22 protein-coding genes and 1 tRNA gene are annotated in these 22,267 nt (G+C 64.4%); 11 read left to right on the forward strand and 12 right to left on the reverse strand.

Annotated features, from left to right (window positions below; translation table 11 throughout):
- Positions 1 to 14 precede the first annotated feature (14 nt).
- On the reverse strand, positions 15 to 860 hold the full coding sequence (locus A7X65_RS06265; RefSeq protein ID WP_156527664.1) for a hypothetical protein: 846 nt from the start codon (positions 858 to 860) through the stop codon (positions 15 to 17).
- A gap of 109 nt (positions 861 to 969) precedes the next feature.
- Between A7X65_RS06265 and A7X65_RS06270 the strand changes: the two genes are divergently transcribed.
- Complete coding sequence (locus A7X65_RS06270; protein ID WP_063683409.1) at positions 970 to 1,209, forward strand: hypothetical protein; 240 nt, start codon at positions 970 to 972, stop codon at positions 1,207 to 1,209.
- Between the two features lie 80 nt (positions 1,210 to 1,289).
- Here the strand turns inward: A7X65_RS06270 and A7X65_RS42505 are convergent, their stop codons facing one another.
- Complete coding sequence (locus tag A7X65_RS42505) at positions 1,290 to 1,460, reverse strand: hypothetical protein (RefSeq protein WP_167358209.1); 171 nt, start codon at positions 1,458 to 1,460, stop codon at positions 1,290 to 1,292.
- Positions 1,461 to 1,662: 202 nt separating this feature from the next.
- Here A7X65_RS42505 and A7X65_RS06275 point away from each other — a divergent pair, with 202 nt between their 5' ends.
- The gene (locus A7X65_RS06275) at positions 1,663 to 2,244 is read left to right on the forward strand and encodes a hypothetical protein (RefSeq protein WP_156527665.1); all 582 of its coding nucleotides are present in this window, start codon (positions 1,663 to 1,665) and stop codon (positions 2,242 to 2,244) included.
- A 217-nt stretch (positions 2,245 to 2,461) separates the two neighbouring features.
- Here A7X65_RS06275 and A7X65_RS41515 read toward each other — a convergent pair whose 3' ends face one another.
- Complete coding sequence (locus tag A7X65_RS41515) at positions 2,462 to 3,058, reverse strand: hypothetical protein (RefSeq protein ID WP_156527666.1); 597 nt, start codon at positions 3,056 to 3,058, stop codon at positions 2,462 to 2,464.
- Between the two features lie 668 nt (positions 3,059 to 3,726).
- On the opposite strand from A7X65_RS41515, the gene A7X65_RS41520 reads away from it, so the two are divergent.
- Positions 3,727 to 4,110: a hypothetical protein gene (locus A7X65_RS41520; protein WP_156527667.1), complete on the forward strand. Its 384-nt coding sequence runs from the start codon at positions 3,727 to 3,729 to the stop codon at positions 4,108 to 4,110.
- Between the two features lie 65 nt (positions 4,111 to 4,175).
- Here the strand turns inward: A7X65_RS41520 and A7X65_RS06285 are convergent, their stop codons facing one another.
- The 4 genes from A7X65_RS06285 to A7X65_RS06300 form a co-directional block, all read right to left on the reverse strand.
- Entirely contained in the window at positions 4,176 to 4,724 is a 549-nt protein-coding gene (locus A7X65_RS06285) for a hypothetical protein (RefSeq protein WP_063683412.1), read from the reverse strand.
- A 113-nt stretch (positions 4,725 to 4,837) separates the two neighbouring features.
- Positions 4,838 to 4,913 (reverse strand) — tRNA-Lys (locus A7X65_RS06290).
- Between the two features lie 456 nt (positions 4,914 to 5,369).
- The gene (locus A7X65_RS06295) at positions 5,370 to 8,039 is read right to left on the reverse strand and encodes a glycosyltransferase (protein ID WP_063683413.1); all 2,670 of its coding nucleotides are present in this window, start codon (positions 8,037 to 8,039) and stop codon (positions 5,370 to 5,372) included.
- A gap of 215 nt (positions 8,040 to 8,254) precedes the next feature.
- Positions 8,255 to 8,848 (reverse strand): hypothetical protein, encoded by a 594-nt coding sequence (locus tag A7X65_RS06300; protein WP_063683414.1) that lies wholly within the window; start codon positions 8,846 to 8,848, stop codon positions 8,255 to 8,257.
- Positions 8,849 to 9,175: 327 nt separating this feature from the next.
- Between A7X65_RS06300 and A7X65_RS06305 the strand changes: the two genes are divergently transcribed.
- Positions 9,176 to 10,735, forward strand: coding sequence for a glycoside hydrolase family 17 protein (locus tag A7X65_RS06305; protein WP_063683415.1), 1,560 nt, complete (start codon positions 9,176 to 9,178; stop codon positions 10,733 to 10,735).
- Here the strand turns inward: A7X65_RS06305 and A7X65_RS06310 are convergent.
- Positions 10,695 to 11,075, reverse strand: a complete 381-nt coding sequence (locus tag A7X65_RS06310) for a hypothetical protein (protein ID WP_063683416.1) — start codon at positions 11,073 to 11,075, stop codon at positions 10,695 to 10,697. The genes A7X65_RS06305 and A7X65_RS06310 overlap by 41 nt on opposite strands.
- A gap of 140 nt (positions 11,076 to 11,215) precedes the next feature.
- Between A7X65_RS06310 and A7X65_RS06315 the strand changes: the two genes are divergently transcribed.
- Positions 11,216 to 11,434 carry a DUF7660 family protein gene (locus A7X65_RS06315; RefSeq protein WP_063683417.1) on the forward strand — a complete coding sequence of 73 codons (219 nt, stop codon included), beginning with the start codon at positions 11,216 to 11,218 and terminating at the stop codon, positions 11,432 to 11,434.
- 78 nt (positions 11,435 to 11,512) lie between these two features.
- Here the strand turns inward: A7X65_RS06315 and A7X65_RS06320 are convergent, their stop codons facing one another.
- Positions 11,513 to 12,937: a hypothetical protein gene (locus A7X65_RS06320; protein ID WP_063683418.1), complete on the reverse strand. Its 1,425-nt coding sequence runs from the start codon at positions 12,935 to 12,937 to the stop codon at positions 11,513 to 11,515.
- 175 nt (positions 12,938 to 13,112) lie between these two features.
- On the opposite strand from A7X65_RS06320, the gene glmU reads away from it, so the two are divergent.
- Complete coding sequence (gene glmU / locus A7X65_RS06325; protein WP_063683419.1) at positions 13,113 to 14,468, forward strand: bifunctional UDP-N-acetylglucosamine diphosphorylase/glucosamine-1-phosphate N-acetyltransferase GlmU; 1,356 nt, start codon at positions 13,113 to 13,115, stop codon at positions 14,466 to 14,468.
- Positions 14,469 to 14,495: 27 nt separating this feature from the next.
- On the forward strand, positions 14,496 to 14,678 hold the full coding sequence (locus tag A7X65_RS06330) for a hypothetical protein (protein WP_063683420.1): 183 nt from the start codon (positions 14,496 to 14,498) through the stop codon (positions 14,676 to 14,678).
- Positions 14,679 to 14,687: 9 nt separating this feature from the next.
- Here A7X65_RS06330 and A7X65_RS06335 read toward each other — a convergent pair whose 3' ends face one another.
- Entirely contained in the window at positions 14,688 to 14,906 is a 219-nt protein-coding gene (locus A7X65_RS06335; RefSeq protein WP_063684828.1) for a hypothetical protein, read from the reverse strand.
- A 219-nt stretch (positions 14,907 to 15,125) separates the two neighbouring features.
- Here A7X65_RS06335 and glmS point away from each other — a divergent pair, with 219 nt between their 5' ends.
- From glmS to A7X65_RS06350, 3 genes are all read left to right on the forward strand, one after another.
- Positions 15,126 to 16,952 (forward strand): glutamine--fructose-6-phosphate transaminase (isomerizing), encoded by a 1,827-nt coding sequence (gene glmS, locus A7X65_RS06340; RefSeq protein ID WP_063683421.1) that lies wholly within the window; start codon positions 15,126 to 15,128, stop codon positions 16,950 to 16,952.
- 90 nt (positions 16,953 to 17,042) lie between these two features.
- Positions 17,043 to 17,819 carry a DUF502 domain-containing protein gene (locus A7X65_RS06345; RefSeq protein ID WP_063683422.1) on the forward strand — a complete coding sequence of 259 codons (777 nt, stop codon included), beginning with the start codon at positions 17,043 to 17,045 and terminating at the stop codon, positions 17,817 to 17,819.
- A 105-nt stretch (positions 17,820 to 17,924) separates the two neighbouring features.
- Complete coding sequence (locus A7X65_RS06350) at positions 17,925 to 18,782, forward strand: NAD(P)-dependent oxidoreductase (RefSeq protein ID WP_063683423.1); 858 nt, start codon at positions 17,925 to 17,927, stop codon at positions 18,780 to 18,782.
- Between the two features lie 10 nt (positions 18,783 to 18,792).
- Here A7X65_RS06350 and A7X65_RS06355 read toward each other — a convergent pair whose 3' ends face one another.
- On the reverse strand, positions 18,793 to 19,314 hold the full coding sequence (locus tag A7X65_RS06355; RefSeq protein WP_063683424.1) for a P-loop NTPase family protein: 522 nt from the start codon (positions 19,312 to 19,314) through the stop codon (positions 18,793 to 18,795).
- 206 nt (positions 19,315 to 19,520) lie between these two features.
- On the opposite strand from A7X65_RS06355, the gene panE reads away from it, so the two are divergent.
- Entirely contained in the window at positions 19,521 to 20,450 is a 930-nt protein-coding gene (gene panE / locus A7X65_RS06360; protein ID WP_063683425.1) for a 2-dehydropantoate 2-reductase, read from the forward strand.
- A gap of 41 nt (positions 20,451 to 20,491) precedes the next feature.
- On the opposite strand, the gene A7X65_RS06365 is transcribed toward panE, so the two are convergent.
- Entirely contained in the window at positions 20,492 to 22,186 is a 1,695-nt protein-coding gene (locus A7X65_RS06365) for a sensor histidine kinase (RefSeq protein ID WP_063683426.1), read from the reverse strand.
- Between the last annotated feature and the right edge of the window lie 81 nt (positions 22,187 to 22,267).

The following is a 22,267-nucleotide window of genomic DNA, read 5'->3' on the forward strand; positions in this document are numbered from 1 at the left end:
GTCGAGCAGATCGCCTAGTTCTTCTTGAAGCTGAGATACCGTACCGACTGATTGGCGCGCGAGCTGCAGGCGGAACTGGAATCCGAAGCGCCGTTGGCGAGTTGGAAGCTGCCATGGGTGCAGTACCTGCCGCGGCAGGCGGCTCCCTGTCTTTCGAAGAAGACGGTGATGGGATAGCCGCATTTGTTGGCCACGCTCAGGCACGCGCAATTCCTGCCGCCCGGTTCGTCCATGCACTGGGTGGGCGTGGAGCTGACCACCGACCCGCAGATTTCATCGGCCGATTTCGCCGCCGGCGGCGGATTTCCAGCGATCTTCTTGCCCGGTTGAAGCGGCTGCGAGCCTGATGGCTGGTACTCGGTTTGGAGAGGGGCGGATGAATCGCCGATCAACTTCGCCGGCGGCTTCTGCGGGGCGGGCTTGGCTTGTTGCGGCGCAGCCTGGCCGCCGCCGATCCGCGTGACGACGATGGAGCCGTAGGTCATCACGCCGCTCGACTGCAGCGTATAGACGTAAGTGCCTGCACTGTTGGTGTAGGTCAGGCTGTTGCCGTTGCAGGTCCAGGTGCCCTGAACGCAGAAGGCATTGCCGGTGCACTGCGCCCGCCCGTCCGGCGTCAACGTACCGATGTTGCTGGTGCCATGCTGCCAGGTGCCGACGAACTTGTTGGCGCATGATGACGGCGGCGCGGCCAACGCGTTGCCGGCGAGCAAAAGAAGAGCAAACAAGCCGAGAGCGCGCAATCCAATCATTCCAATTCCCTTTTTTGCAATGTCACGAGAGAGCCATCGTGCGAATTGAAAATCAAGGCGCTTTAACGTGGTTGTCTCGTCGGCGCGGAGCGCAGGTTTGCGCCGCAAGGGGCGTTGCGCGATCGCACGTCCATCGCCGGACCGTGATGCCGCGCCGGATTGCGGCGGGCCCGTTGGCGCATCACATCACCTCGATCGTTCGATTGGAGCTGATGCGATGCGCGTTGCCCTGGCGATGGGTCTGTTGATTGTCCTGTGCACCACCGCGAACGCCGCGCCGGCGCATCGCGTCCGTGCGCACCACCCGAGCTATTCCGAGATCGATGGTTATCCTGCGGGCGCGCGCCCCGGCGCGGAGGCAGATCCCCGGGCGCGTTTCGCGGTGCCCGGCTGGAGCGATGAAGCAACGCAGCGTTGGCTGAACAGCGCCTCGTCCAATGTCGGACGAGGGGGATAGCCATCGGGATCGGCTGTGGTGTCGGCTCGCGCTGGCGAGCCGATGGGGCCGGTTTCCGATTTGCAGGGGGAACGGAGCGGCTAGGCAGCCTGCTCCTCGAACGAGGTGTAGATGCGGCCGGCGGGATCGACGACCTGGACGTCCCAGCATCCGTCCTGGACCAGCTCTCTGGCCTTCTTGAGGGCGGCCGCGAGCGTCGGCCGCTTGAGGCTGACGACGCCTGCCGTGTCGAAACCGTTGATTTCAAACATGCCGCTTCCTCCTGTGATTTTCTCGAATCCTACATCTTTCCGGCGCTTTGTCTCGCGGCTTTTTGGGGCAGGGCGCCTGGAACCCGCAGGCTGGTCCCGTGTCACCGCGAGCGGCTGAAGGTCGTCGGACACCCTGCCGGCGACATGGACGTCCCCCGCTGGGGTTGCTACGATATTGGCTCACATTTTAGGGGTGTTTGCCGTGCGGCTCGATCGGCCCGCGGCCCGATTGGTCGAGCGGCATTACAAGCAAAGGCGTTGTCGAGGGATGGTCAGCCGGCGGCCAGCAGGGACAGCCGCGCTACTCGCGCTCCTTTTGTCGGCTGGACCTTCATTCGCGACTGAAACCGTCTGGGACGTTCTGGAAGGGTTTGGCCTGACCGGCGTCTGGAGCGTTGCTTGCGCAGCGCCCACGACGGCCGCCAACTTCCGCTACATCTATTCCAGGGCCGCCAATGGCGGTGCGACGCGCGAGCTCGATTTCGGTGTGAGCGAACTGACCTCGAGCGTGATCGAAAGCGCGGAGCTGCTCTCGCCGTCGACCCTCAAGATCCGTGTCCGCAGCACCGATCCGCGATTTCAGCACCTCAACAATTTGATCCTCGAGACCGTGCTGACAAAGCAAATCCATGCAGGGACCGGAGAGATGCGCGTCCGGTTCATCGAAGCCGGCGACAGCTCTGGCAAAGTGTACATCAAGGGCGGCATGGTCGTCGGCGGCGCGCAGGTGCGGGTCGGAAAGCCGACCTTCTGGCAACACAAGTGCCGCCCCACGATGACGTGACGGTGCGTTGATTGGGTTGGTGAGCGCCGATCAGTTGGAAAAGTCGTCCGAACGATAGCGCCGATATCGCCGAACGAATTTAGCCGGCGGTCGCTCGTCGCAGGTGCGAGGGAACGGGGATGGGACGATGATCTTCCTCGGCGGCCTCAATCCAGCACAGGATTGCGTCCTGCACATTTTGCACTGCTTCGAATTCGATGGCGCCGTCGGACACCAATCACTTGTTTACAGCAGTGACGTCAGAGAATCTAAAAATGAACTCCGGCTCTCTAATAGAACCATCCAGCGTCATGCTGGACTCCCGAACACAGTCCGTTCGATCGGGTATGAAACTGCCTGAGAAGGCTACGACTTGTCCGACGCTTAGCGAGGAAGCTCGTCGAAAGAGGGGCGAGCTGGGCTCGATCAAAGTTCCGGCTCCTGTATCTGAGAGAAAGTTATTCCATGTTTTCACGTGGACGTTGTTGCCTATCATGATCGAGAGCACGCCCTTTCCATCTCCGTTAGATGAGAGCGTAGCGACTTTTCCGATCCAGTTTTGTACGCGTTGCAGCTGGGATGATCCATTGCACAACAATTGCGCCCGTTGAGGTCTCGCGGCGCCTTTGGCCATCTCGTTGGCACCGGCTTTGTACGCCGCGCGCCCGGAATCGATGGCTGCGATAAAACGGGCCTGTTCATCGGGTATTGGAATCTGTCGGGACGTCGTCGCTGTGGCGTTGACGGAGCTCTCTTCTTTCGGCGACAAAAAAATGAATGCGCCGATAACTACCGCGACACTGGTGACAAAGTACGAGCGGGCGCTATTTGTCATGAACTGCCCCAATGCTGAAAGTGGAAATACAAACACCGGCAGCAGCGAGAGTCGATAGGATCTAAGCCGGATCTATCTGGCCTTCGCCTTCAGTCCTATCTCGACCAAGCGGCGGATGGCCCGAGGCGCCCTGGGAGGTCGTCCGGTTTGCGGGCGCCATTCGTCCAGATTTTGCAGTGCGTCAACGATCAAGCGGCAGACGAGCTGCGCCGCGTCAGCCAAGCCGGGAGGATCATTCCAGCGACTGCAATCCATCTCAACCTCCCTTGAGTCCTGACAAGCCCCTTTTGCCCCGATCTTGCTTGAGCGGTAGCACCCCAACATCCTATGCTCGCTTTGGTTTAGGGCCGGGGAAGCCGATGTTCGATATGCATTTTGGCGACGCCCTTTTGGGCGCGATTCTAGGTGGTGTCGTCACATTCATCCTGACAGTGATAGTGGAAAAGCAACGCAGTCCACGCTTGGGGGTCAAGATCGAATCTCCACCCTTGGACCTACCGCCGAGGGGCCCGTTCGCGGCCGGCTGGCGGGTCCTACGCGTAAGGGTCGCGAATAGGGCTCTGCCTGGATGGGCCAACTGGTGGCTCCTACGCGCTCCCGCCGACGATTGCCGTGCCAAGATCACCTTCTTACGCGGAGTTGATGGGACGGATTTCTTCGACGTGCCCATGACCGGACGTTGGGTCAACACGCCGGAACCGTACGTCAACTTCAACGCCACGCCGACTGGTCAGGTCCCAACCCTATTCAACCCGCAAGAACTGCGGAGTTCGATCTCGATCTTTGCCGGTGAGGATGAGCTCTTGGATATCGCAATACAGGTGCAGGGCGAGAGCGACGCCTTCGGCTGGAACAACGATGCTTATCTCTGCCCAGATTGGCGCAATCCGACCAAAAGGCTTGTTCCGGGGCGTTATATTGTAGAGATCATGGTGATCTCTTCTGGCCGAAAACATCGGGACTGGTTTCGGCTAGAGAACGATGGCTTTTTCGAACTGGGGCAACCAACACCGGAGCAGCGCGCAATGTTGCGCCGAAGACCGTTAGCCTGAGGCGCGATAGGCCTTGGCCGCATTTTGCGCGCGGGACGTGCAGCATTCGGCGGACTAGGATGAGATCAGTGCCGCCGCCCCCGCCAATCGATGTTCGACTTGTCGCAAGCGTCCCGGATGTACGTCAGCGCCTCAAGAATATCCTTCCGTGGGGCCCAATGGTTTCGACCGAACGAGTCAGAAAATCCGACGCGTTGGTAATTTCCCTTCGCCAGCAACTCGTGGGCCGGAACGAGATAAGCACTGTAGGTTTCGCCGACTGCAATCTTTGCCGGAAAGCCAACTCCCAATCCGCCGCGCCTGTGGTCCAAGTAGCGCGGGAACGCTTCGAGGGTGGACAAGAGTCCATAACTTGTCGTCTGGCCGAAGTAACCGGTGAACTTCACTAGTGCTTTGCTTAGCGTGATATCGCCCGGTCCCATATTGGTGGCGCTCAGCTCTAACACCTCAGGAACCCAGTCGAGATCGTTGGCGATGATCTGCACCATCTTGAATGAGACCCGGATCACCGGCTTCGGATAAATGAACTTCGACCAGACGTTCCAGATGAAGCTCGCGGCCGAGATGACCAGTGAGAACAGGCTAATGATCAGAGCCCAATCGGCGGTTTGCATGCTTGCGTTGCGTCCTTACCGGTGGGCCCTAACGCAATTCTCCACCATGGAGTCAAAATCGTTCTTGTGGTGCGAACGCTGGCCCATATGGTCCAAAGCTCGCAAGCAGGCTTTGGTGAGCGCGCTGGGGCTCGAACCCAGGACCCCGTGATTAAAAGTCACGTGCTCTACCGGCTGAGCTACGCGCTCCCATGGCCGCGGATGGCTTCGAAAGAGATTGCCATCGTCTTCGGACATTCGAGAAGCATGTCTTGCCGCAGCGCGTAAGGTTGCGTCGCGGGGAAAACCGGCTGTTTCCGGATCATGCTTTCGGCCCGCGCTGTGTAGGGGGAGTGGCTGCGCAGGTCAATAGTGCGGGTGGTTGCCGAAACTGTCGGCAGGGACGGGGATTTTCTCGCTGCTTCCGTTGGTTAAGCCGGAAGTTTCAACCTGATTGGCGGGTGGCTGTCCACGCCGAACTGCTGGGGGCGGCCGGAACGGTTCGGCCTGCATGGTTCGCCCGGCGATGCGGAGCATCGTCCGGACGCCCGCTTTGGCGGGCTCCTCACCATGAGGGTCTAAGGTCTTGCCGCGCCCCCTGACCTCATCCTGAGGGCCCGCCGAAGGCGGGCGTCTCGAAGGATGGCCGCAGGCGAGCTTCGTCCCTCAGTTCGCCTCGCGCCGGACCTCGTTCGGCACGGCTTGCGGCGTTCCCGCCGGGGTCGGGAGGGCGACCGGGCGCAGGCCGATCAGCTCGGCGGTGCGGATCGCGCTGTCGCGCCAGAACTGGAACGAGTTGATGCGGCTGAGCTCAAGGATGGCGATCGCGACCGCCGCCAGGAACGGCAGGCTCTGCAGCACCAGCACGCCGGCGAAGATGTAGATCTCGGTGATCTGGCGGAAGCTGTTGGACGCCACCAGCACGCCGGCGCCGACCAGGAGCAGGGTGCCGATCACGGCCTCCCAGAACGCCTGGAACTCGATCGACATGCGCGAGAGGCCGCCCTTGGAGGTGCGGGCGAAGGCGATGTGCTCGGTGATCAGGCCCTGCGCCACCGCGCGCGACACCGTCCACTGCACGCTCATCGCGGCGATCATGGCGCCTAACATCTGGCCCGGCTTGATCGCGACGCGGGCGCGGTACATCGACAGGAAGTGCACCAGCGAGACGATGAAGGCGCCGATGATCGGCAGCGTCAGGATCTTGTCGGGAATGGCGATGTCGGCAAAGGCGACGATCGGCACCCAGACGAGGTTGAGCAGCGCCACGACCACGCCGAGGCTTTCGGCGCCCAGCCAGTTCAGCCAGCCGAGGCCGTATTCGCGCTTCTGGTCCGCGGTCAGCCGGCTCGCGCCCGGCAGGAAGCGGCGCCAGTGCTTCTTGACGATCTGCAGGCCGCCATAGGCCCAGCGGTGACGCTGCTTCTTGAAGGCCTCGTAGGTGTCCGGCAGCAGGCCCGCGCCGTAGCGGGTGTTGGTGTAGTGCGTGACCCAGCCGAGCTCCTGGATCGCAAGGCCGAGATCTGAGTCCTCGCAGATCGTGTCGCTTGACCAGCCGCCGGCCATGTCCATCGCGGCGCGGCGGATCAGGCACATCGTGCCGTGCACGATGACGGCGTTGAGCTCGTTGCGCTGGACCATGCCGATGTCGAAGAAGCCGGCATATTCGCCGTTCATGATGTAGTGCATGATCGACAGGTCGCCGTCGCGATGCTCCTGCGGCGCCTGCACGAGGCCGACGCGCGGGTCGGCAAAAGCCGGCACGAGATCCTTCAGCCAGTCGGGCTCGACGACATAGTCGGCATCGAGAATGCCGATGATCTCGGCATCGACGGCGGTGCGGTCCATCGCGATGCGCAGCGCGCCGGCCTTGAAGCCCTGCACCTTCTCGGCGTTGATGAACTTGAAGCGTTCACCGAGCGCGCGGCAATGGTCCTGGATCGGCTGCCAGAAGGCGGGATCCGGCGTGTTGTTGATGATGACCACGCATTCGTAGTTCGGATAGTTGAGCCGCGACAGCGCATCGAGCGTCTGCTTGAGCATGTCCACCGGCTCGTAATAAGCGGGGATGTGGATCGAGACCTTCGGATAGTAATTCTCCGGCACGTTCTCGACCGGCTTGCCCTTGGCGAGCAGCCGCTGCGGCGGACGGCCGAAGGCGACCGCCGCGATCTCGTCGATGCGCGCCATCGCGATCAGCACCAGCGGGACAAGCAGGATCATGCCGAGCGTCAGCGCGAAGGCCGAGCCGAAGATGAAATAGTGGCTGTTCCAGAACGCGAACACGATGGCCGTCCAGGCGCCGACGCCGTTGGCGGTGGCCGACAGCAGGAAGGCCTGCTTCGCGGTCGGCTTCTCCAGCCGCAGGATCGGCAGCGAGAGCAGGATGCCGACCAGGAGCGCGATGCCCATCAGCTTCCAGTAGTCGGGATTCTCTACCGGGCCGGTCCAGGCGAATTTCGGCTCGCGGCTGGCGTTGAGGATGCCCCAGTACGGACCGACGCCGCCTTCGAAGAATTTCCAGGGCTGATCGATGGCCTCGACGATGTTGTATTCCATGCCGATGGCTTCGGCGCGGCTGACGAAGTTGCGCAAGGTCAGCGCCTGCTGGAACGGACCGGGGTCGGCGTTGCGCAGATTGTAGCCCTGGCTCGGCCAGCCGAACTCGGCGATCACGATGCGCTTGCCGGGGAACAAATTGCGCAACAGGTTGTAGCGGTCGACAGCCTGGTCGACCGCCTGGTCGGAACGGAAGTTCTCCCAGTAGGGCAGCACGTGCGCGGCGATGAAATCGACGTTGGAGGCAAGGTCCGGATTGTCGCGCCAGATGTTCCAGATCTCGCCGGTCGTGACGGGCACGCGGACCGAGCCCTTGACCTTCTTGATCATGTCGATGAGGTCTTCGACCTTCTGCTCGCCGCGGTAGATCACCTCGTTGCCGACCACGACGCCGACGACGTTGCTGTTCTTGCGGGCGAGTTCGATCGCCGCCTTGATCTCGCGCTCGTTGCGATCCTTGTCCTTGTCGATCCAGGCGCCGACGGTGACCTTGAGGCCGAACTCGGCCGCGATCGGCGGCACCAGTTCCACGCCGCCCGTGGACGAATACAGGCGGATCGCGCGCGTCATCGTCGACAGCGTCTTCAGGTCGGCGCGGATTTTCTCCACGCTCGGGATGTTGTCGATGTCGGGGTGGGCCGAGCCTTCGAACGGCGCGTAGGACACGCTGGGCAGCAGGCCCCTGAAATCGGGCGCGGGTTCCCTGTCGCGCAGGACTCCCCAGAGCCCGGCGTGAAGCACAGACACAAGCAACAGAACGGCGGCGACAACGCGCATCGCGGCTAAACCAAAAGGGGCTGAGGTGGCAGGGAAGCGGACCCGACCCCGAGATCCGACCAAGTCCGCGGCAAAGGGAGCATATCGCTGCCGCGCGGTTTCACAACTGTCATGGGCTCATGTCCTTATGAGGGCATGGGCTTTTCGAGCTCGCGTGGCAGTGCCAACCGCCTCTATGGCCGATCGTTCCTGAACGGCAGCTGAAACGATCGCGGCTATTTCTGGGGCGCCGGTGTCGGACTTGTCGCAGGCGAGGGGCTGGCGGCCGGCTGCGGCTGCGCAGCGTTGGCGGCGGGCGCTGCCGGCTGGGAGGCGGCGGCGGCGGCCTGCTGCGGCTGGGAGGCCGGGTTGATCCAGCAGGCGTGCACGCGGCTGTCCAGGGTCTCGGCGACCTTGGGATCGATCTGGCCGCCGAAGCGGGTCAGGCAGCGGAACGCGGCCTGGATGTGGCCGCCGGGGCAGCCGAAGCGGTCGTAGAGGTCGAGATGGCGGAACGCGGTATCGAGGTCATCCCGCCACATCAGCCGCACCACGCGCCGGCCGAGCCAGACGCATTCGGGGTTGCCGGCCGGGCCGTTGATGACCTGGGCGGCTTCGGCGAACTCGTCGGTGCGGCGCTGGTTCTGGGCGGCGTCCTTGGCGGCGGCGTCGGCGGGCTGGGCGGCGGCCTTGCCCTGGTCGGGAGCCGGGGAGCCGCTCTGGGCGGAAGCGCCGGTCAGGCCGGCCAGACCGAGAAGGGCGGAAACGGCCAAGGTGGCGGCGAACTGCCGCAGGACCGCATTTCGTGACTGACGCACCCGTTGCCGCATGAATTCCCCAACTTCTCCACTGACCGCCCGCGTCAGGATCCCCGCGGACGCGCCGGTGATGGCGTCCAAATGGGTCTCCAATGCGGCGGAAAATTCCCGCCAAGTCCCATGACCGGTATTTCGAATTTTGTCCAGCAAAGTCACGATCCTAGGCCTCTGTCGAACGGCCGCAGGTAAATTCCTTGGGGGAGCGATCGATCCATCCGGCATCACCTCTTGGCAGATGGCGTGCGAGCAGGTAATCGACGGCCCTTCGCGGAGGACGGAACTATTTCTCTTCGTACGCCACTGGCGCTTCTGCTCGTCTCACTGGGTGCGATTGCTGCCGTGTGGTGGTGGCTTGCCACGCCAATCACGCTCGCGCGCGCGCCGATCGATCCTGCCGACAAGGTTCAGTGCGTCTCCTATGCGCCGTTCCGGGGCGATCAGTCGCCGCTGAACGCGTGGACCCATATTGAAGCCGATCAGATCGAGCAGGATTTGCGTCAGCTCAAGGAGATCACCGACTGCGTCCGCACCTATTCCATGGAGAATGGGCTCGACCAGGTTCCGGCGATCGCCGCCAAGGTCGGCGGGATGAAGGTGCTGCAGGGCATCTGGCTCTCCAGCAACCGCACCAAGAATTTCGAGCAGGCCGCGCTCGCCGTCCGCCTGTCCAAGGATTTCCCCGGCATCGTCACCAGCATCATCGTCGGCAACGAGGTGCTGCTGCGCGGCGAGATGACGACCGCCGATCTCGTCTCCATCATCCGCTCGGTGAAGGCGCAGGTCAGCGTGCCCGTCACCTACGCCGATGTCTGGGAATTCTGGCTGAAGAACCGCGAGGTCTATGACGCCGTCGACTTCGTCACCATCCACATCCTGCCCTATTGGGAGGACTTCCCGGTCAAGGCGAAATTCGCCGCCGCCCATGTCGAGGCCATCCGCGAGCGCATGGCGGTGGCCTTTCCGGGCAAGGAGATCCTGATCGGCGAGACCGGCTGGCCGAGCGAGGGGCGCATGCGCGAGGGCGCGCTGCCGTCGCGCACCAACCAGGCGCGCGTCGTCTCGGAAATCCTCGGCCTTGCGAAGGCGAACAAGTTTCGCGTCAACCTGATCGAGTCCTACGACCAGCCCTGGAAGCGCAAGCTGGAAGGCACCGTCGGCGGCTATTGGGGCCTGTTCGATTCCGTGCGCCGCGAGCTGAAATATCCGCCGGGCCAGCCGATCAGCAATTTCCCGTCCTGGAAATGGTACATGGGCGCGGGCATGGGCCTGTGCGTGCTGGTGTTCGCGGTGGCGCTGATCACGCTGCGGCGGCGGCCCTGGACGCCGCGCTTCTCGGCCTGGCTCGGTGTCGCCATCTCGGCGACCACGGCGGGCAGCCTGCTCGGGATCGGCATCGACAAGATGTACTACGAGAGCTACGGCATCGGCGGCTGGCTGCACTGGGGTGCGCTGCTGCTCGCCGGCATCCTGGCGCCGATCTTCTGCGCGCAGGCGATGGTGATCGGCCGCAGCCTGCCGACGTTCCTGGATCTGCTAGGCCCGCGCGAGGGCCGAAAATGGTCGAAGCTCACCGCCGTGCTCGGCCTGACGCTGGCGCTGACCGCTGTCATCGCGGCACAGACCGCGCTCGCCTTCGTGTTCGACCCGCGCTACCACGATTTCCCCTACGCCTCGCTGACGATGGCGGTGGTGCCGTTCGCGCTGTTGATGCTGAACCGCCCGCAGGTCGGCCAGCGTCCGATCGCGGAAGCGGTGTTCGCGGGCGTGCTGACGCTGTCGGCGATCTACGTGCTGTTCAACGAGGGGCGCGACAACTGGCAGTCGCTGTGGACCTGCGCGATGTATCTGTTGTTCGCGCTCACGCTGTGGCGGGCGCGGGCCGAGCAAATCCAAGAATGAACAGGCCGATCGCAAGGCCCGACAGCACGACGTTGTAGAGCACGATGCCGAGGCCGGCGGCGATGATGCCGACGGTCAGGAGCACGATCGACGGCCGCATCAGGTTGAGCGTCGCCACCACCAGCGCGACGATGCCGAACACCGAATTCTTGAACAGCACGGTCGACACCGAGCGCGCCTTGCAGATCAGCGTCTGCAGGCCGGCGTCGCAGGCAAGGCCGACGGTCGAGAGCTCGATGCCGAGATAGCGCAGATAGAGCGCATAGCCGACGCTGGCAAAACCGACGACGATCAGGAACTGCACCTGGTAGGGCGTAAGGCGGAAGGGCTTTTTTGTCATGGCCGCAATATGGTCGGGATGACGGACAGGGGCAACAGGGGCGAGGCACTTTTCTGTCTATCAAGCGCGCGCCGTTCGGCCGGTGATCAAGTCAGGACCGTGAACTGCGTGCTATCCTTGTCGCAGCGGGGGGTGCTGAAATGGATGTCGAGCAGGTTCAAGACAGGAAGAGCTTTCTCGCGTTCGTAGCGGCAATGCGCAACGAATTGCAAACGGGCGCAAAGGGCTGGGAAAACGTCGATCTCGCTGACTTCCTCGAAGCGATGGCGGCTTGGGCGCACGACTCGCACGACCCAGCGGACCCCAACCCGTGGCGACACGCGGCTGCCTTGATGCGGGCGGGTATGCTGTACGAGTAGGTGTTGCTCAGAGTGTATTCGGCGCCATCAGCGATGCTGATGCCGCAAGCGAATGATCCGGCCGGCGCGAACCTTTCCCTACCGCCTGAAGAACGACGTCAGCGTCGATCCCGCCGATGCCGTCTCTGGCTTTGCCTGTGCGGCCGGCTGCGGGGCCGCGGGGGCAGGTGCGGGCTCTTCGCGCCTCGAGGAGCGCTTTGAGGAGTAGCTGCGGCGGCGCTTGTCGGGCTTTGCATTCGGCGCGGGCGCGGGTGCGGTCTCGGCTTGCGGCGCCGCCTCGTTCTTGTCGGCGCTCTTGTCCTGCACCCGGTCCTGGGACTTCTCCTGTCCGTTGTCCTGCGACTTCTCTTGTCCCTTGTCTTGTCCCTTGTCTTGGCTCTTCTCCTGGCTCTTCTCCGAACCGCCGCGCATCGACAGCCGCTGGCCGTCGAACACGGTGGTGTCGCAGTGGCGGTTGTTCTCGGAGAGCCCGGCGCAGAGCTTTGCGGCGGCCGCGGCATTGATCAGCGGGCCGGCCCCCAGGCGCAGCTGCATGCCGAGGCCGTTGGTGCCTTCCTTGATCATGATGATCGGCCGCAGCGCTGCGACTTCCGGATTGGATTTTGTCACGCCGCGCCAGAGCGCACGCAGGCCGTCGACCGAGTTGGCGCCGCCAAGGTCGATCGCAAAGCGCGTCTGCTGGACCGCAATGGCCGGCGCTTCGCTCTCGGTGGCCTCCGGCGGCTTGGCTGCAACGGCCGCGACCTCGGTCGGGGCGGGCGCTGCTTCAGGCTTCTTCTCGGCGGCCTTCTCGGTCGCGTCGGGTTGAACCAGCCTGGATGCGGCGGGATCAGGCGGCGCCATGATCGACTTGGACGGCACCAGCGGAAGTATCGGCAGCGCCGAGGTGGTTGCCGGCGCCTGCGATACCAGCGATGCGGCGGCCGCGCTTTGCGGCGGCGGATTTGCCGGCTCCTTCGCGGTATCCCTGACTGCGTCCTTGGCGGGCTCCTTCGCCTGCTCCCTGGCGCTCGCGCGCGGCTTGTCGGCGGAGGGCGCGGGCACCGAGGCGACCGGGCCGACGCTGGGGGCTGCGGATGCGGCTTGCGCCTCAGGAGCGTCCTGCGGCTTCGCGGCCTGTTTGGCGATGGCGCCGGTGACGGAATCCAGGCCCTGCTCCAGCACGGTGACGCGCGAATAGAGCCGATCGCGATCGGTGTTCAGCGTCTCGATGGCGGCGGCGAGGCGCCGCGCCTCGTTCTGGCTTTCCCGGGTCAGTTGCTGCAGCCGGTCGGCCTGGCGCGTCAGATCGGCGGCGGCGACCTGATCGCGGCGCCAGCCGAGCTGGGCCTGGTTGGCCATCACCGCGATGACGACGGCGCCGACGGCGGTCACGCCCCACGTGCCCAGGCGCCACATCATGCGGCGGTCGAACGTGCTTTCCTCGGCCCAAAGCCCGGAGAACAGCCCGCCGGTCTCCTTGGCGCCGAAGGCATCCGCCAGTAGGTCGGAATCCTTTGCCATGAACGTTAAATGCCCAGCCCCTGTCCGGCTTCCCCGAATCAATCAAGGAACATTAACAGGAAAACCCCGTCGCACTTGAATTCCGGGCGTTTGCGGGGGTAGCAAGGCGGCAGCTCACGAGGGCGGCGCACCGCCTGCCGCGCCAATTGATTCGGCCGTATCTGACAGGATTTCGATGACCGCCCGTTCCAGCCTCACGATCGTGCTCGCCGCCGGTGAAGGCACGCGCATGCGATCGAGCCTGCCGAAAGTGCTGCATCCCGTCGCGCACCAGACGCTGCTGGCCCATGTGCTCGCCGCCGCACCGAAGGGAACCGGCACCGCGCTGGCCGTCGTGATCGGCCCCGATCACGGGGCCGTCGCGGAGGAGGCGAAGCGCATCCGCCCCGACGCGCTCACCTTCGTGCAGAGCGAGCGCCTCGGTACGGCACATGCGGTGCTCGCTGCACGCGAAGCCATCGCGCGCGGCGCCGACGATCTGCTGGTCGCGTTCGGCGACACGCCGCTGATCTCGGCCGAGACCTTTGCGCGGCTGCGCGCGCCGCTCGCCAAGGGCGCTGCCATCGCCGCGCTCGGCTTTCGCGCCGCCGATCCGACCGGCTACGGACGCTTCATCGTCGAGGGCGACCGCCTGGTCGCGATCCGCGAGCAGGCCGACGCCAGCGAAGCCGAGCGCAAGATCGATCTGTGCAATGCCGGCGTGATGGCGATCGACGGACGCCGCGCGCTCGAGATCCTCGAGAAGATCGGCAATGCCAATTCCAAGGGCGAATATTATCTGACGGATGCGGTCGAGATCGTCCGCAAGCAGGGATGGGAGTCCGTGGTGATCGAGACCAGCGAGGACGAAGTGCGCGGCATCAACACCAAGGCGCAGCTCGCCGAGGCCGAAGCCGTGATGCAGGCGCGCCTGCGCAAAGCGGCGATGGAGGCCGGCGTCACGCTGATCGCGCCGGAGACGGTTTATCTGTCCGCCGACACCGTGTTCGGCAAGGACGTCACCATCGAGCCGTTCGTTGTGATCGGCCCCGGCGTGTCGATCGCCGACGGCGCGGTGATCCATTCGTTCTCGCACATCGTCGAGACCACGCTCGGCAAGAAGGTTTCGATCGGCCCCTATGCGCGGCTTCGGCCCGGCACCTCGCTCGGCGACGGCGCGCGCATCGGCAATTTCGTGGAGACCAAGGCGGCGACGCTGGAGGCCGGCGTCAAGGTCAACCATCTCTCCTACATCGGCGATGCCACCGTCGGCGCCAATTCCAACATCGGCGCCGGCACCATCACCTGCAACTACGACGGCTTCAAGAAGCACAAGACCATCATCGGGCAGGGCGCCTTCGTCGGCACCAACTCCTCGCTGGTCGCGCCCGTGAAGATCGGCAACGGCGCCTATATCGGCTCGGGCTCGGTGATCACGAAGGACGTGCCTGATGATGCCATGGCGCTGGAGCGCAACCAGCAGACCATCCGGGAAGGCGGCGCCAAGCGCTATCGCGAGATGAAGACGGGCGGCAAGAAGCCGGAGAAGTGAGCGGCCGCGTGCCAGGCCTGCGCGCTCATGGTCGAGTTCATCCGCAGTCTCATCGATGTTCTCGTCGAGACCTTCATCACGGCGACGGGACGGGGCGTGCTGAGGCTGTTCGGCCTGCGCCGTCCTCACGACATCGCTTCGCTGTTCGCAGGAATGGCCTGCTGGGCGCTCGTTGCCATCCTCATTTGGGCCGTCGTGGCGCCGAGTTGAGGGACCCCGCTATTCGTCGTCGGCGAATTCCGAGAAGATTGCGCGGGTCAGGCGCCAGCCGCGCGGTTTGGCGCGCTTGGCCGGCTCGCCCTGCACGTGCTTGACGAACACCGGCTTGCTTTCCTTGCCGCGCTGGGGCGGCGGCCAATGGGCGAGGTGCGTGCCCGAAGTCTCGCTGGCACGCAGATACAATGATGACAGACCTTTGCGGTCGGATGAGCCTTTCATGGCCTTGTTCTCCTGACCGGAATCGTTGGTCAAACTTGTTGACAACAAGTTAACGTGCGGGGTTAAAGGCCGGCCACAACGACGCAGGCAGGGCCTGGTACGGTCGGATGCTGTCTCAATCGGCAATAATTATTGAGTATCTGGTTCCTTGGGAATTTCGCTAAAAACTGAACGTGTCGTTTTGGCGATTTTTCGACGATTTGGGGGATATTGATCCGCATGTGCGGGATTGTCGGCATTCTCGGGCGCGAACCGGTTGCAGAGCAATTGGTGGATTCGCTCAAGCGTCTTGAATATCGCGGCTATGACTCCGCGGGCGTTGCCACGCTCGAAGGCAAGCATCTCGAGCGCCGCCGCGCCGAGGGCAAGCTGAAGAACCTGGAGAAGCGTCTGGAGGCCGAGCCGCTCAAGGGCACGACCGGCATCGGTCACACCCGCTGGGCCACCCACGGCAAGCCGACCGTCAACAACGCCCATCCGCACGCGACCGAGCGCGTCGCCGTGGTCCACAACGGCATCATCGAGAATTTCCGCGAGCTGCGCGAGGAGCTCGAGAAGAAGGGCGCGGTGTTCCACACCGAGACCGACACCGAGATCGTGCTGCATCTCGTCGACGATTTGCTGACGCGCGGCAACAAGCCGGTCGAGGCGGTGAAGCTCGCGCTGGGACGCCTGCGCGGCGCCTTCGCGCTCGGCTTCATCTTCGCCGGCGACGACGACCTCATGATCGGCGCCCGCAACGGCCCGCCGCTCGCGATCGGCTATGGCGACGGCGAGATGTTTCTCGGCTCCGACGCCATCGCGCTCGGCCCGTTCACCGACACGATCAGCTATCTCGAGGACGGCGACTGGGTCGTCCTGACCCGCAAGAGCGCCACGATCTTCGACAAGGACGGAAACGCCGTCCAGCGCGAGAAGATCAGGCACGCCGCCTCGACCTCGCTGGTCGACAAGGCCAACTATCGCCACTTCATGGCCAAGGAGATCCACGAGCAGCCGGAAGTGGTCGGCCACACCCTGGCGCGCTACGTCGACATGGCGAGCGAGCGCGTGTCGCTGCCGGTCAAGCTGCCGTTCGATTTCAACGAGATCCGCCGCATCAACATCACCGCCTGCGGCACTGCGAGCTATGCCGGCTTCGTCGCCAAATACTGGTTCGAGCGCTTTGCGCGCGTGCCGGTCGAGGTCGATGTCGCCTCCGAATTCCGCTACCGCGAGGCGCCGCTGCGCAAGGGCGATCTCGCCATCTTCATCTCGCAGTCGGGCGAGACCGCCGACACGCTGGCTGCGCTGCGCTACGCCAAGGCCGAGGGCGTGCACACGATCGCCGTGGTCAACGTGCCGACCTCGACCATCGCGCGCGAGAGCGAGACCGTGCTGCAGACGCTGGCCGGTCCCGAGATCGGCGTCGCCTCGACCAAGGCCTTTACGTGCCAGCTCATGGTGCTCGCCAACCTTGCGATCGCCGCCGGCAAGGCCAGGGGCGAATTATCCGACGAGGACGAGACCAAGCTGGTCCACGGCCTCGTCGAGGTCCCGCGCCTGATGTCGGACGCGCTCACCACCGAGCTGCAGATCGAGAAGCTCTCGCGCGAGATCGCGAAGTCGCGCGACGTGCTCTATCTCGGCCGCGGCACCAGCTTCCCGCTCGCGCTCGAAGGCGCGCTGAAGCTGAAGGAGATCTCCTACATCCACGCCGAGGGCTATGCCGCCGGCGAGCTCAAGCACGGCCCGATCGCCCTGATCGACGAGACCATGCCGGTCGTGGTCATCGCGCCCTACGACCGTGTGTTCGAGAAGACCGTCTCCAACATGCAGGAGGTCGCCGCCCGCGGCGGCAAGATCATCCTGATGACCGACGCGAAGGGCGCGGAGGAGGCGACGGTGGATTCCCTCGTCACCATCGTCATGCCCGACATGGCGGCGGCGTTCACGCCGATGGTCTACGCCGTCCCGGTCCAGCTGCTCGCCTATCATACGGCTGTCATCATGGGCACCGACGTCGACCAGCCGCGCAATCTCGCGAAATCGGTGACCGTGGAATAGGCAGAAGGGATACCGGTCGCGTCGCTTCGTGGTCTTCCAAAACCTGCTAGAAGACCCTAGCTTGTCAGCTGCGACCGACCTGGAACCCGAATGACCACCCGCGACGACGTCCCTGCGCCGCTTGATCCCGCACCGGAACCGCATACCGGGCTGATGGGCCGCTTCCGCAATTATTTCCTGACCGGCCTCGTGGTGACGGGGCCGATCGCGATCACCCTCTATCTGGTTTGGTGGTTCGTCACCTGGGTCGACGGCGTGGTGCGGCCCTTCGTCCCACTCGCTTATCGTCCCGAGACCTATCTGCCCTACGGCGTTCCTGGCTGGGGACTGATTGTCGCGTTCTTCACGCTGACCCTGGTCGGTTTCCTCGCGGCGAACCTGATCGGCCGGACGCTGGTCGATGTCGGCGAGACCTTCCTCGGCCGCATCCCGGCGGTGCGTGCCATCTATCGCGGCCTGAAGCAGGTGTTCGAGACGCTGTTCTCGGGCAAGGGCTCGAGCTTCCGCAAAGTGGGGCTGGTCGAGTTTCCCTCGCCGGGCATGTGGTCGATCGTGCTGATCTCGCAATCGCCGAGCGAGGACATCGCTCGCAGCCTGCCGGGACAGGAAGAGCATGTCTCGGTGTTCCTGCCGTGCTCGCCGAACCCGACCACGGGCTTCTTCTTCTACGTGCCCAGAAGCAAGATCATCGAGGTCGACCTCACCGCCGAGGACGCCGCGACGCTGATCATGTCGGCCGGCGTGGTGCAGCCGGGCTCGGCGCCCGACCCGAAGAAGGCTGCGGCGCTCGCGGGCATGGCCAATGCCGCGCGCATCGCCAACGCCTCGACGCTCCAGCAACAGCCCCAGCCTGCGAAGGTGGAGTAGGGCCATTCCGCTGCGGGATGGCCGCGTTCACGCAAGGCCTCGCATCCTCTGCTAATCTTCCGGTCGAATTGAGCGCCTCGCTCAAAGTTCGATCTGGAGTGCACGATGTCAAAGACCATTGCGATCCTCGCGCCCGGCGCCATGGGCAGCGCCGTCGCCCGCCGTCTCAGCGAAAACGGCGCGCGCGTGCTGACGTCGCTGAAGGGGCGGAGCGAGGCGACGCAAAAGCGCGCCGCGGATGCCGGCATGATCGGCGCCGAGGACGAGGCGATCGCGGACGCCGATATCATCCTCTCGATCGTGCCGCCGGGCGAAGCGGTCGCATTGGCCGAACGGCTGGCGGCGCTGATCGTCAGGCGCGAGAAGAAGCCGATCGTGGTCGATTGCAACGCCGTCAATGTCGATACCGTGCAAAGGATCGAGGAGATCATCGGCTCGGCACAGGCGCCGTTCGTCGATGGCGGCATCATCGGCTTCCCGCCGCAGAAAGGCGGCAAGAGCCCGGCCTTCTACATGTCCGGCGAGTACGCAGGGGACATCGCGATGCTCCGGGATTTCGGCCTCGACGTGCGGATTGTCGAAGGGCCGGTCGGCGCGGCATCGGCGTTGAAGATGTCCTATGCCGGAATCGTCAAGGGCCTCGCCGGCATCGGATCGGCCATGGTCGTCGCTGCCACCAAAGCGGGCGCTGCGGATGCGCTGCGCGACGAACTCGCGCTCAGCCAGCCCGCGATCCTCGCCCGCCTCGAAGTCGCGTTGCCGGACATGATCCCGAAAGCCTATCGCTGGGTCGCGGAGATGCGGGAGATTTCCGGCTTCCTCGGCGCCGACCATCCGGCCAGCCAGATCTACGAAGGCTTCGCGCGCTGGTTCGAGCATCTGGCCGCAGACGCAAAGGGCGAGGCGGTGGATGCGGAGCTGCTGAAGGCGTTTTCCGCGGGTATCGCGCAGAAGAAATCCTGATCGTCAGGTCTCACTCGCCGTCTATCGAGACGGACTCCAGAAAGCCCTGGATGTCCCGGTCGCGTCTCAGGCGCAGGACCGGGACATCGGGGCCATGTTGGATGCGCTCGGCTTCGATGTCAGGCACGCGCTCGACGTCGTAGCGCCAGGCCTCCTTCATCAGTTTCCAGTCGAACTGTTCCGGACATCCCTCGGGCAGATCGGGGCGAGCCGTGTCGCGATCGAAGGCCGAGCGCCAGAGGATGCGCCACTGGCAGACCCAGCGCGGGCGGTCGATGACGACGAGAACATCGGCACGTGCGATCGTGAGATCGAACGCCAGCCCCGAGAAGCTGCCGTCGACGACCCATGCATCGCCCGCGATCGCCTCTGCGACGCGCGTCCGAAAGCCTGCCTTGTCGGATGGTGTCCAGCCCGGTTGCCAATAGAGGACGTCGAGATGCACCACCGGCAGCCCAAGCTTCTGCCCAAGCTTGCGAGCAAGGCTCGTCTTTCCGCTGCCTTGTGAGCCAACCACGATGATCCGGCGCATGGCGGGAGGGTTGCACGAAGTCGGTCGCGGCGAAAGGGCAAGCCGCCTGAACTAGTCGTCATTGCGAGCGCAGCGAAGCAATCCGGACTCTTTCCGCGGAGGCAGTCTGGATTGCCTCGCTGCGCTCGCAATGACGGCCAGGAGACGGAGCGAGGCTCGTCTGCTAATGTCTCAGCGGCAGCAATTCTACTGCAGTGGGAGTTCGAATGAGAGTGCTCGTGATCGGCGCAGGCGCGCTTGGCGGCTACTACGGAGCTTGCCTGGTCCGGGCGGGCCGCGACGTGACCTTCCTGGTGCGGCCGGCGCGGGCAGGGCAATTGCAGCGGAATGGACTGCAGGTCGCAAGCCCGCATGGCGACTTCGCCGTAGAGCCGAAGCTGGTTGTGGCCGGCGATCTCAGGGAGCCGTTCGACGTCGTGCTCGCCGGCGTGAAGGCCTACTCGCTCGATGACGCGATGAACCAGTTTGCGCCCGCGGTCGGCCCCAACACGATGATCCTGCCGATCCTGAACGGATTGAAACATATCGACGCGCTCATTGGGCGGTTCGGCGCCGCGCGCGTCCTTGGCGGGCTCGCCAATGTCAGCGCGGGCCTCGATGCGGATGGCCGCGTCGTCCAGTTCATGGCCAATCAGACGATTGTCTTCGGCGAGACCGCGGGCGCCCTGAGCGAGCGTGCGCTCGCGCTGGAGGCGCTGCTCCAGGTTCCCGGCATCGACGTGCGCGCCAGCGAAGCAATCATGCAGGACATGTGGGAGAAATTCGTCCAGCTCTCGACGCTGGCCGGCATCACCTGCCTGATGCGCGCGAGCATCGGCGACATCCTGGCCGTGCCGAACGGCGAGCAGTCCATTTTCCGCCTGTTCGCCGAATGCTGCGCCGTCGCAACGGCGTCGGGTTTCGAGCCGCGCGCGCCGTTCATCGAGTTCGACCGCAAGCTCTTCACCACGCTGGATTCGCCGCTCAAGGCCTCGATGCTGCGCGACATCGAGCGCGGCTCGATCACCGAAGCGGAGCACATCCTCGGCGACATGGCCAATCGCGCCCGCGCGCTCGGCATCGACACGCCGCTGCTGGATCTCGCCCGCGCGCATGTGGCGGCCTACGAGATCGGGCGTCGGAGGGCCGCAGGCTAGCCCGCCATCCGCGGACACGGCGATATTGTGCCGGGCAACGCCTAGCTTGCTTCCATCAGCGGCAGATCCCCGTCGACCTGGTCGCGCGACCAGAACTGCATGACGCAGCGAAGCCCGCCGGGATTGAAGTCCAGATTCACGGACCAGCCGGTCTCGCCGGCAAACATGCCGGTGATCATCTTGGTCCCGAAGCCGCGGCGCGTGGGCTTGTGGACCAGCGGACCGTCCCGTTCCGTCCAGGACAGGCGAACCAGACCGGTCTCGTCCACCGTCCAGGAAATCTGCAGCTTGCCCGACGGGACCGAGAACGCGCCATATTTGGCCGCGTTGGTGCTGAGCTCCTGCAGCGCGGCGGAGATCGCCAATGTGACCTTTGGCGGCAGCAGAAGATCGGGGCCGTCGATGTCGAGACGTTCGGGACCGGCATAGGGTGCCAGGGTCTGCCTGACGATGGACTCCAGGCTGACGCCGACCCAGTTGTTTTCGGTGAGGAGATTGTAGGCCTGCGACAGCGCCAACAGCCGGCCCTCGAATGCGGCCGCGTACTCGTTGAGGTCGCTTGAACTCGCACGCGACAGCCGCGCGATCGACTGGACGGTGCCGAGCGTGTTCTTGACCCGGTGATTGATTTCGTCCAGCAGCGCCTTCTGCTGCTTCAGCGCGCCGGCGAGCTCGCTTCCAACATGATAGAGCACCTTCTTCATCCGGTTGACTTCGCTGATTGCGCCCAGCTTAGGCTCGGCAGCACCGGAACGCAGACCTGCGACATATCGTTCGAGATCGGAGAATTCGGCCAGGAAGCGCCGGGAGATCAGGCGTGCCAGCGCCAATCCGAGGACGAGCGTGAACGCCGTCAGCGCGACGATCCATTCGACCGTCCGGTGCAATGGGCCGTCGATGACGTCGCGTGGAACGGCAAGGTTGATCGACCAGCTGCTCTGGTTGGATCGCAGCAGCGAGGTGTAGGTGGGAACGCCGGTCCGCGACACCGCCTCGATCCACCAGGCGGACGGCTTTCCGAGTTGGGCCATGACCGCAGGAATGGTCGGCTGTCCCACCAGATCGTCGCCATCGAGCAACGGGCGCCTCGCCAGAAGCAGTCCGTTCGCATCGATGATGCTGCCCACCATTCCGGCGGAGACATATTCATCCATCATCGATGAAAGGTATCGCGTCGACAGTCCGATGTTGAGCGCGTAACGGATCTCGCCGCCGATACGGACCGGAACGGCGATCGTGACGATCGGTTGACCGTCGACCACGGCCCGCTGCAGGCCGGACACTTGCGGGCGGCCGGTCTCGATCGCCCGGCGCTCGACGTCGAATTCGGTGCGCTTGGGCAAGGGGGCATCGAGCTCGAGGCGCGTATTCGCGATCTGCTGACCATCGGGGGCATAGAGCACGATGGCGACGCCCCCGATCAGCTTGACCGCCTGCACGGCATGCTCCCTGAACTCCGCAAACCGGCCCTGCGCCAGTGAAGGCGACAGGGCGAGGACCTGCAGGTCGTCGATGATGTTTGCGATGCGCAGGTCGGCGGCGTTGCGCATGAGGCGCAGCCTGTCCTCGTACTCGGCCTTGGTGAGCTGGGAGGATTCGGCGACGAAATGGTAGGCGAGAAAGGCCGCACAGGCCGTGACCGGGACGGCGGTGGTGATGGCCAGCAGCAGCAGATATGCGGAAACAGGCCAGGTCAGCAGCGACCGCCTGAACCAACCCCTTCTTCGACTCCCCAAACCTCGCACCTGTCGCTCACCCCATTGGCGAGGCTGATCTCGCAATTGATTCCTTCAAGGTACCGGCTCGGCCGCGGCGAG

The organism is Bradyrhizobium stylosanthis, from assembly GCF_001641335.1.
Taxonomy (GTDB): domain Bacteria; phylum Pseudomonadota; class Alphaproteobacteria; order Rhizobiales; family Xanthobacteraceae; genus Bradyrhizobium; species Bradyrhizobium stylosanthis.

Excerpts from the sequence above, each read along its gene's own strand:
- A7X65_RS41515 (WP_156527666.1), bottom strand. The coding sequence starts at position 3,058 with ATGACAAATAGCGCCCGCTCGTACTTTGTCACCAGTGTCGCGGTAGTT.
- A7X65_RS06355 (WP_063683424.1), bottom strand. The coding sequence starts at position 19,314 with ATGCGCCGGATCATCGTGGTTGGCTCACAAGGCAGCGGAAAGACGAGC.
- A7X65_RS06335 (WP_063684828.1), bottom strand. The coding sequence starts at position 14,906 with ATGAAAGGCTCATCCGACCGCAAAGGTCTGTCATCATTGTATCTGCGT.
- A7X65_RS42505 (WP_167358209.1), bottom strand. The coding sequence starts at position 1,460 with ATGTTTGAAATCAACGGTTTCGACACGGCAGGCGTCGTCAGCCTCAAG.
- A7X65_RS06295 (WP_063683413.1), bottom strand. The coding sequence starts at position 8,039 with ATGCGCGTTGTCGCCGCCGTTCTGTTGCTTGTGTCTGTGCTTCACGCC.
- A7X65_RS06320 (WP_063683418.1), bottom strand. The coding sequence starts at position 12,937 with ATGGCAAAGGATTCCGACCTACTGGCGGATGCCTTCGGCGCCAAGGAG.
- A7X65_RS06270 (WP_063683409.1), top strand. The coding sequence starts at position 970 with ATGCGCGTTGCCCTGGCGATGGGTCTGTTGATTGTCCTGTGCACCACC.
- A7X65_RS06345 (WP_063683422.1), top strand. The coding sequence starts at position 17,043 with ATGACCACCCGCGACGACGTCCCTGCGCCGCTTGATCCCGCACCGGAA.
- A7X65_RS06350 (WP_063683423.1), top strand. The coding sequence starts at position 17,925 with ATGTCAAAGACCATTGCGATCCTCGCGCCCGGCGCCATGGGCAGCGCC.
- A7X65_RS06310 (WP_063683416.1), bottom strand. The coding sequence starts at position 11,075 with ATGACAAAAAAGCCCTTCCGCCTTACGCCCTACCAGGTGCAGTTCCTG.
- glmU (WP_063683419.1), top strand. The coding sequence starts at position 13,113 with ATGACCGCCCGTTCCAGCCTCACGATCGTGCTCGCCGCCGGTGAAGGC.
- A7X65_RS06315 (WP_063683417.1), top strand. The coding sequence starts at position 11,216 with ATGGATGTCGAGCAGGTTCAAGACAGGAAGAGCTTTCTCGCGTTCGTA.
- A7X65_RS06285 (WP_063683412.1), bottom strand. The coding sequence starts at position 4,724 with ATGCAAACCGCCGATTGGGCTCTGATCATTAGCCTGTTCTCACTGGTC.
- A7X65_RS06330 (WP_063683420.1), top strand. The coding sequence starts at position 14,496 with ATGGTCGAGTTCATCCGCAGTCTCATCGATGTTCTCGTCGAGACCTTC.
- glmS (WP_063683421.1), top strand. The coding sequence starts at position 15,126 with ATGTGCGGGATTGTCGGCATTCTCGGGCGCGAACCGGTTGCAGAGCAA.
- A7X65_RS41520 (WP_156527667.1), top strand. The coding sequence starts at position 3,727 with ATGACCGGACGTTGGGTCAACACGCCGGAACCGTACGTCAACTTCAAC.
- panE (WP_063683425.1), top strand. The coding sequence starts at position 19,521 with ATGAGAGTGCTCGTGATCGGCGCAGGCGCGCTTGGCGGCTACTACGGA.
- A7X65_RS06300 (WP_063683414.1), bottom strand. The coding sequence starts at position 8,848 with ATGCGGCAACGGGTGCGTCAGTCACGAAATGCGGTCCTGCGGCAGTTC.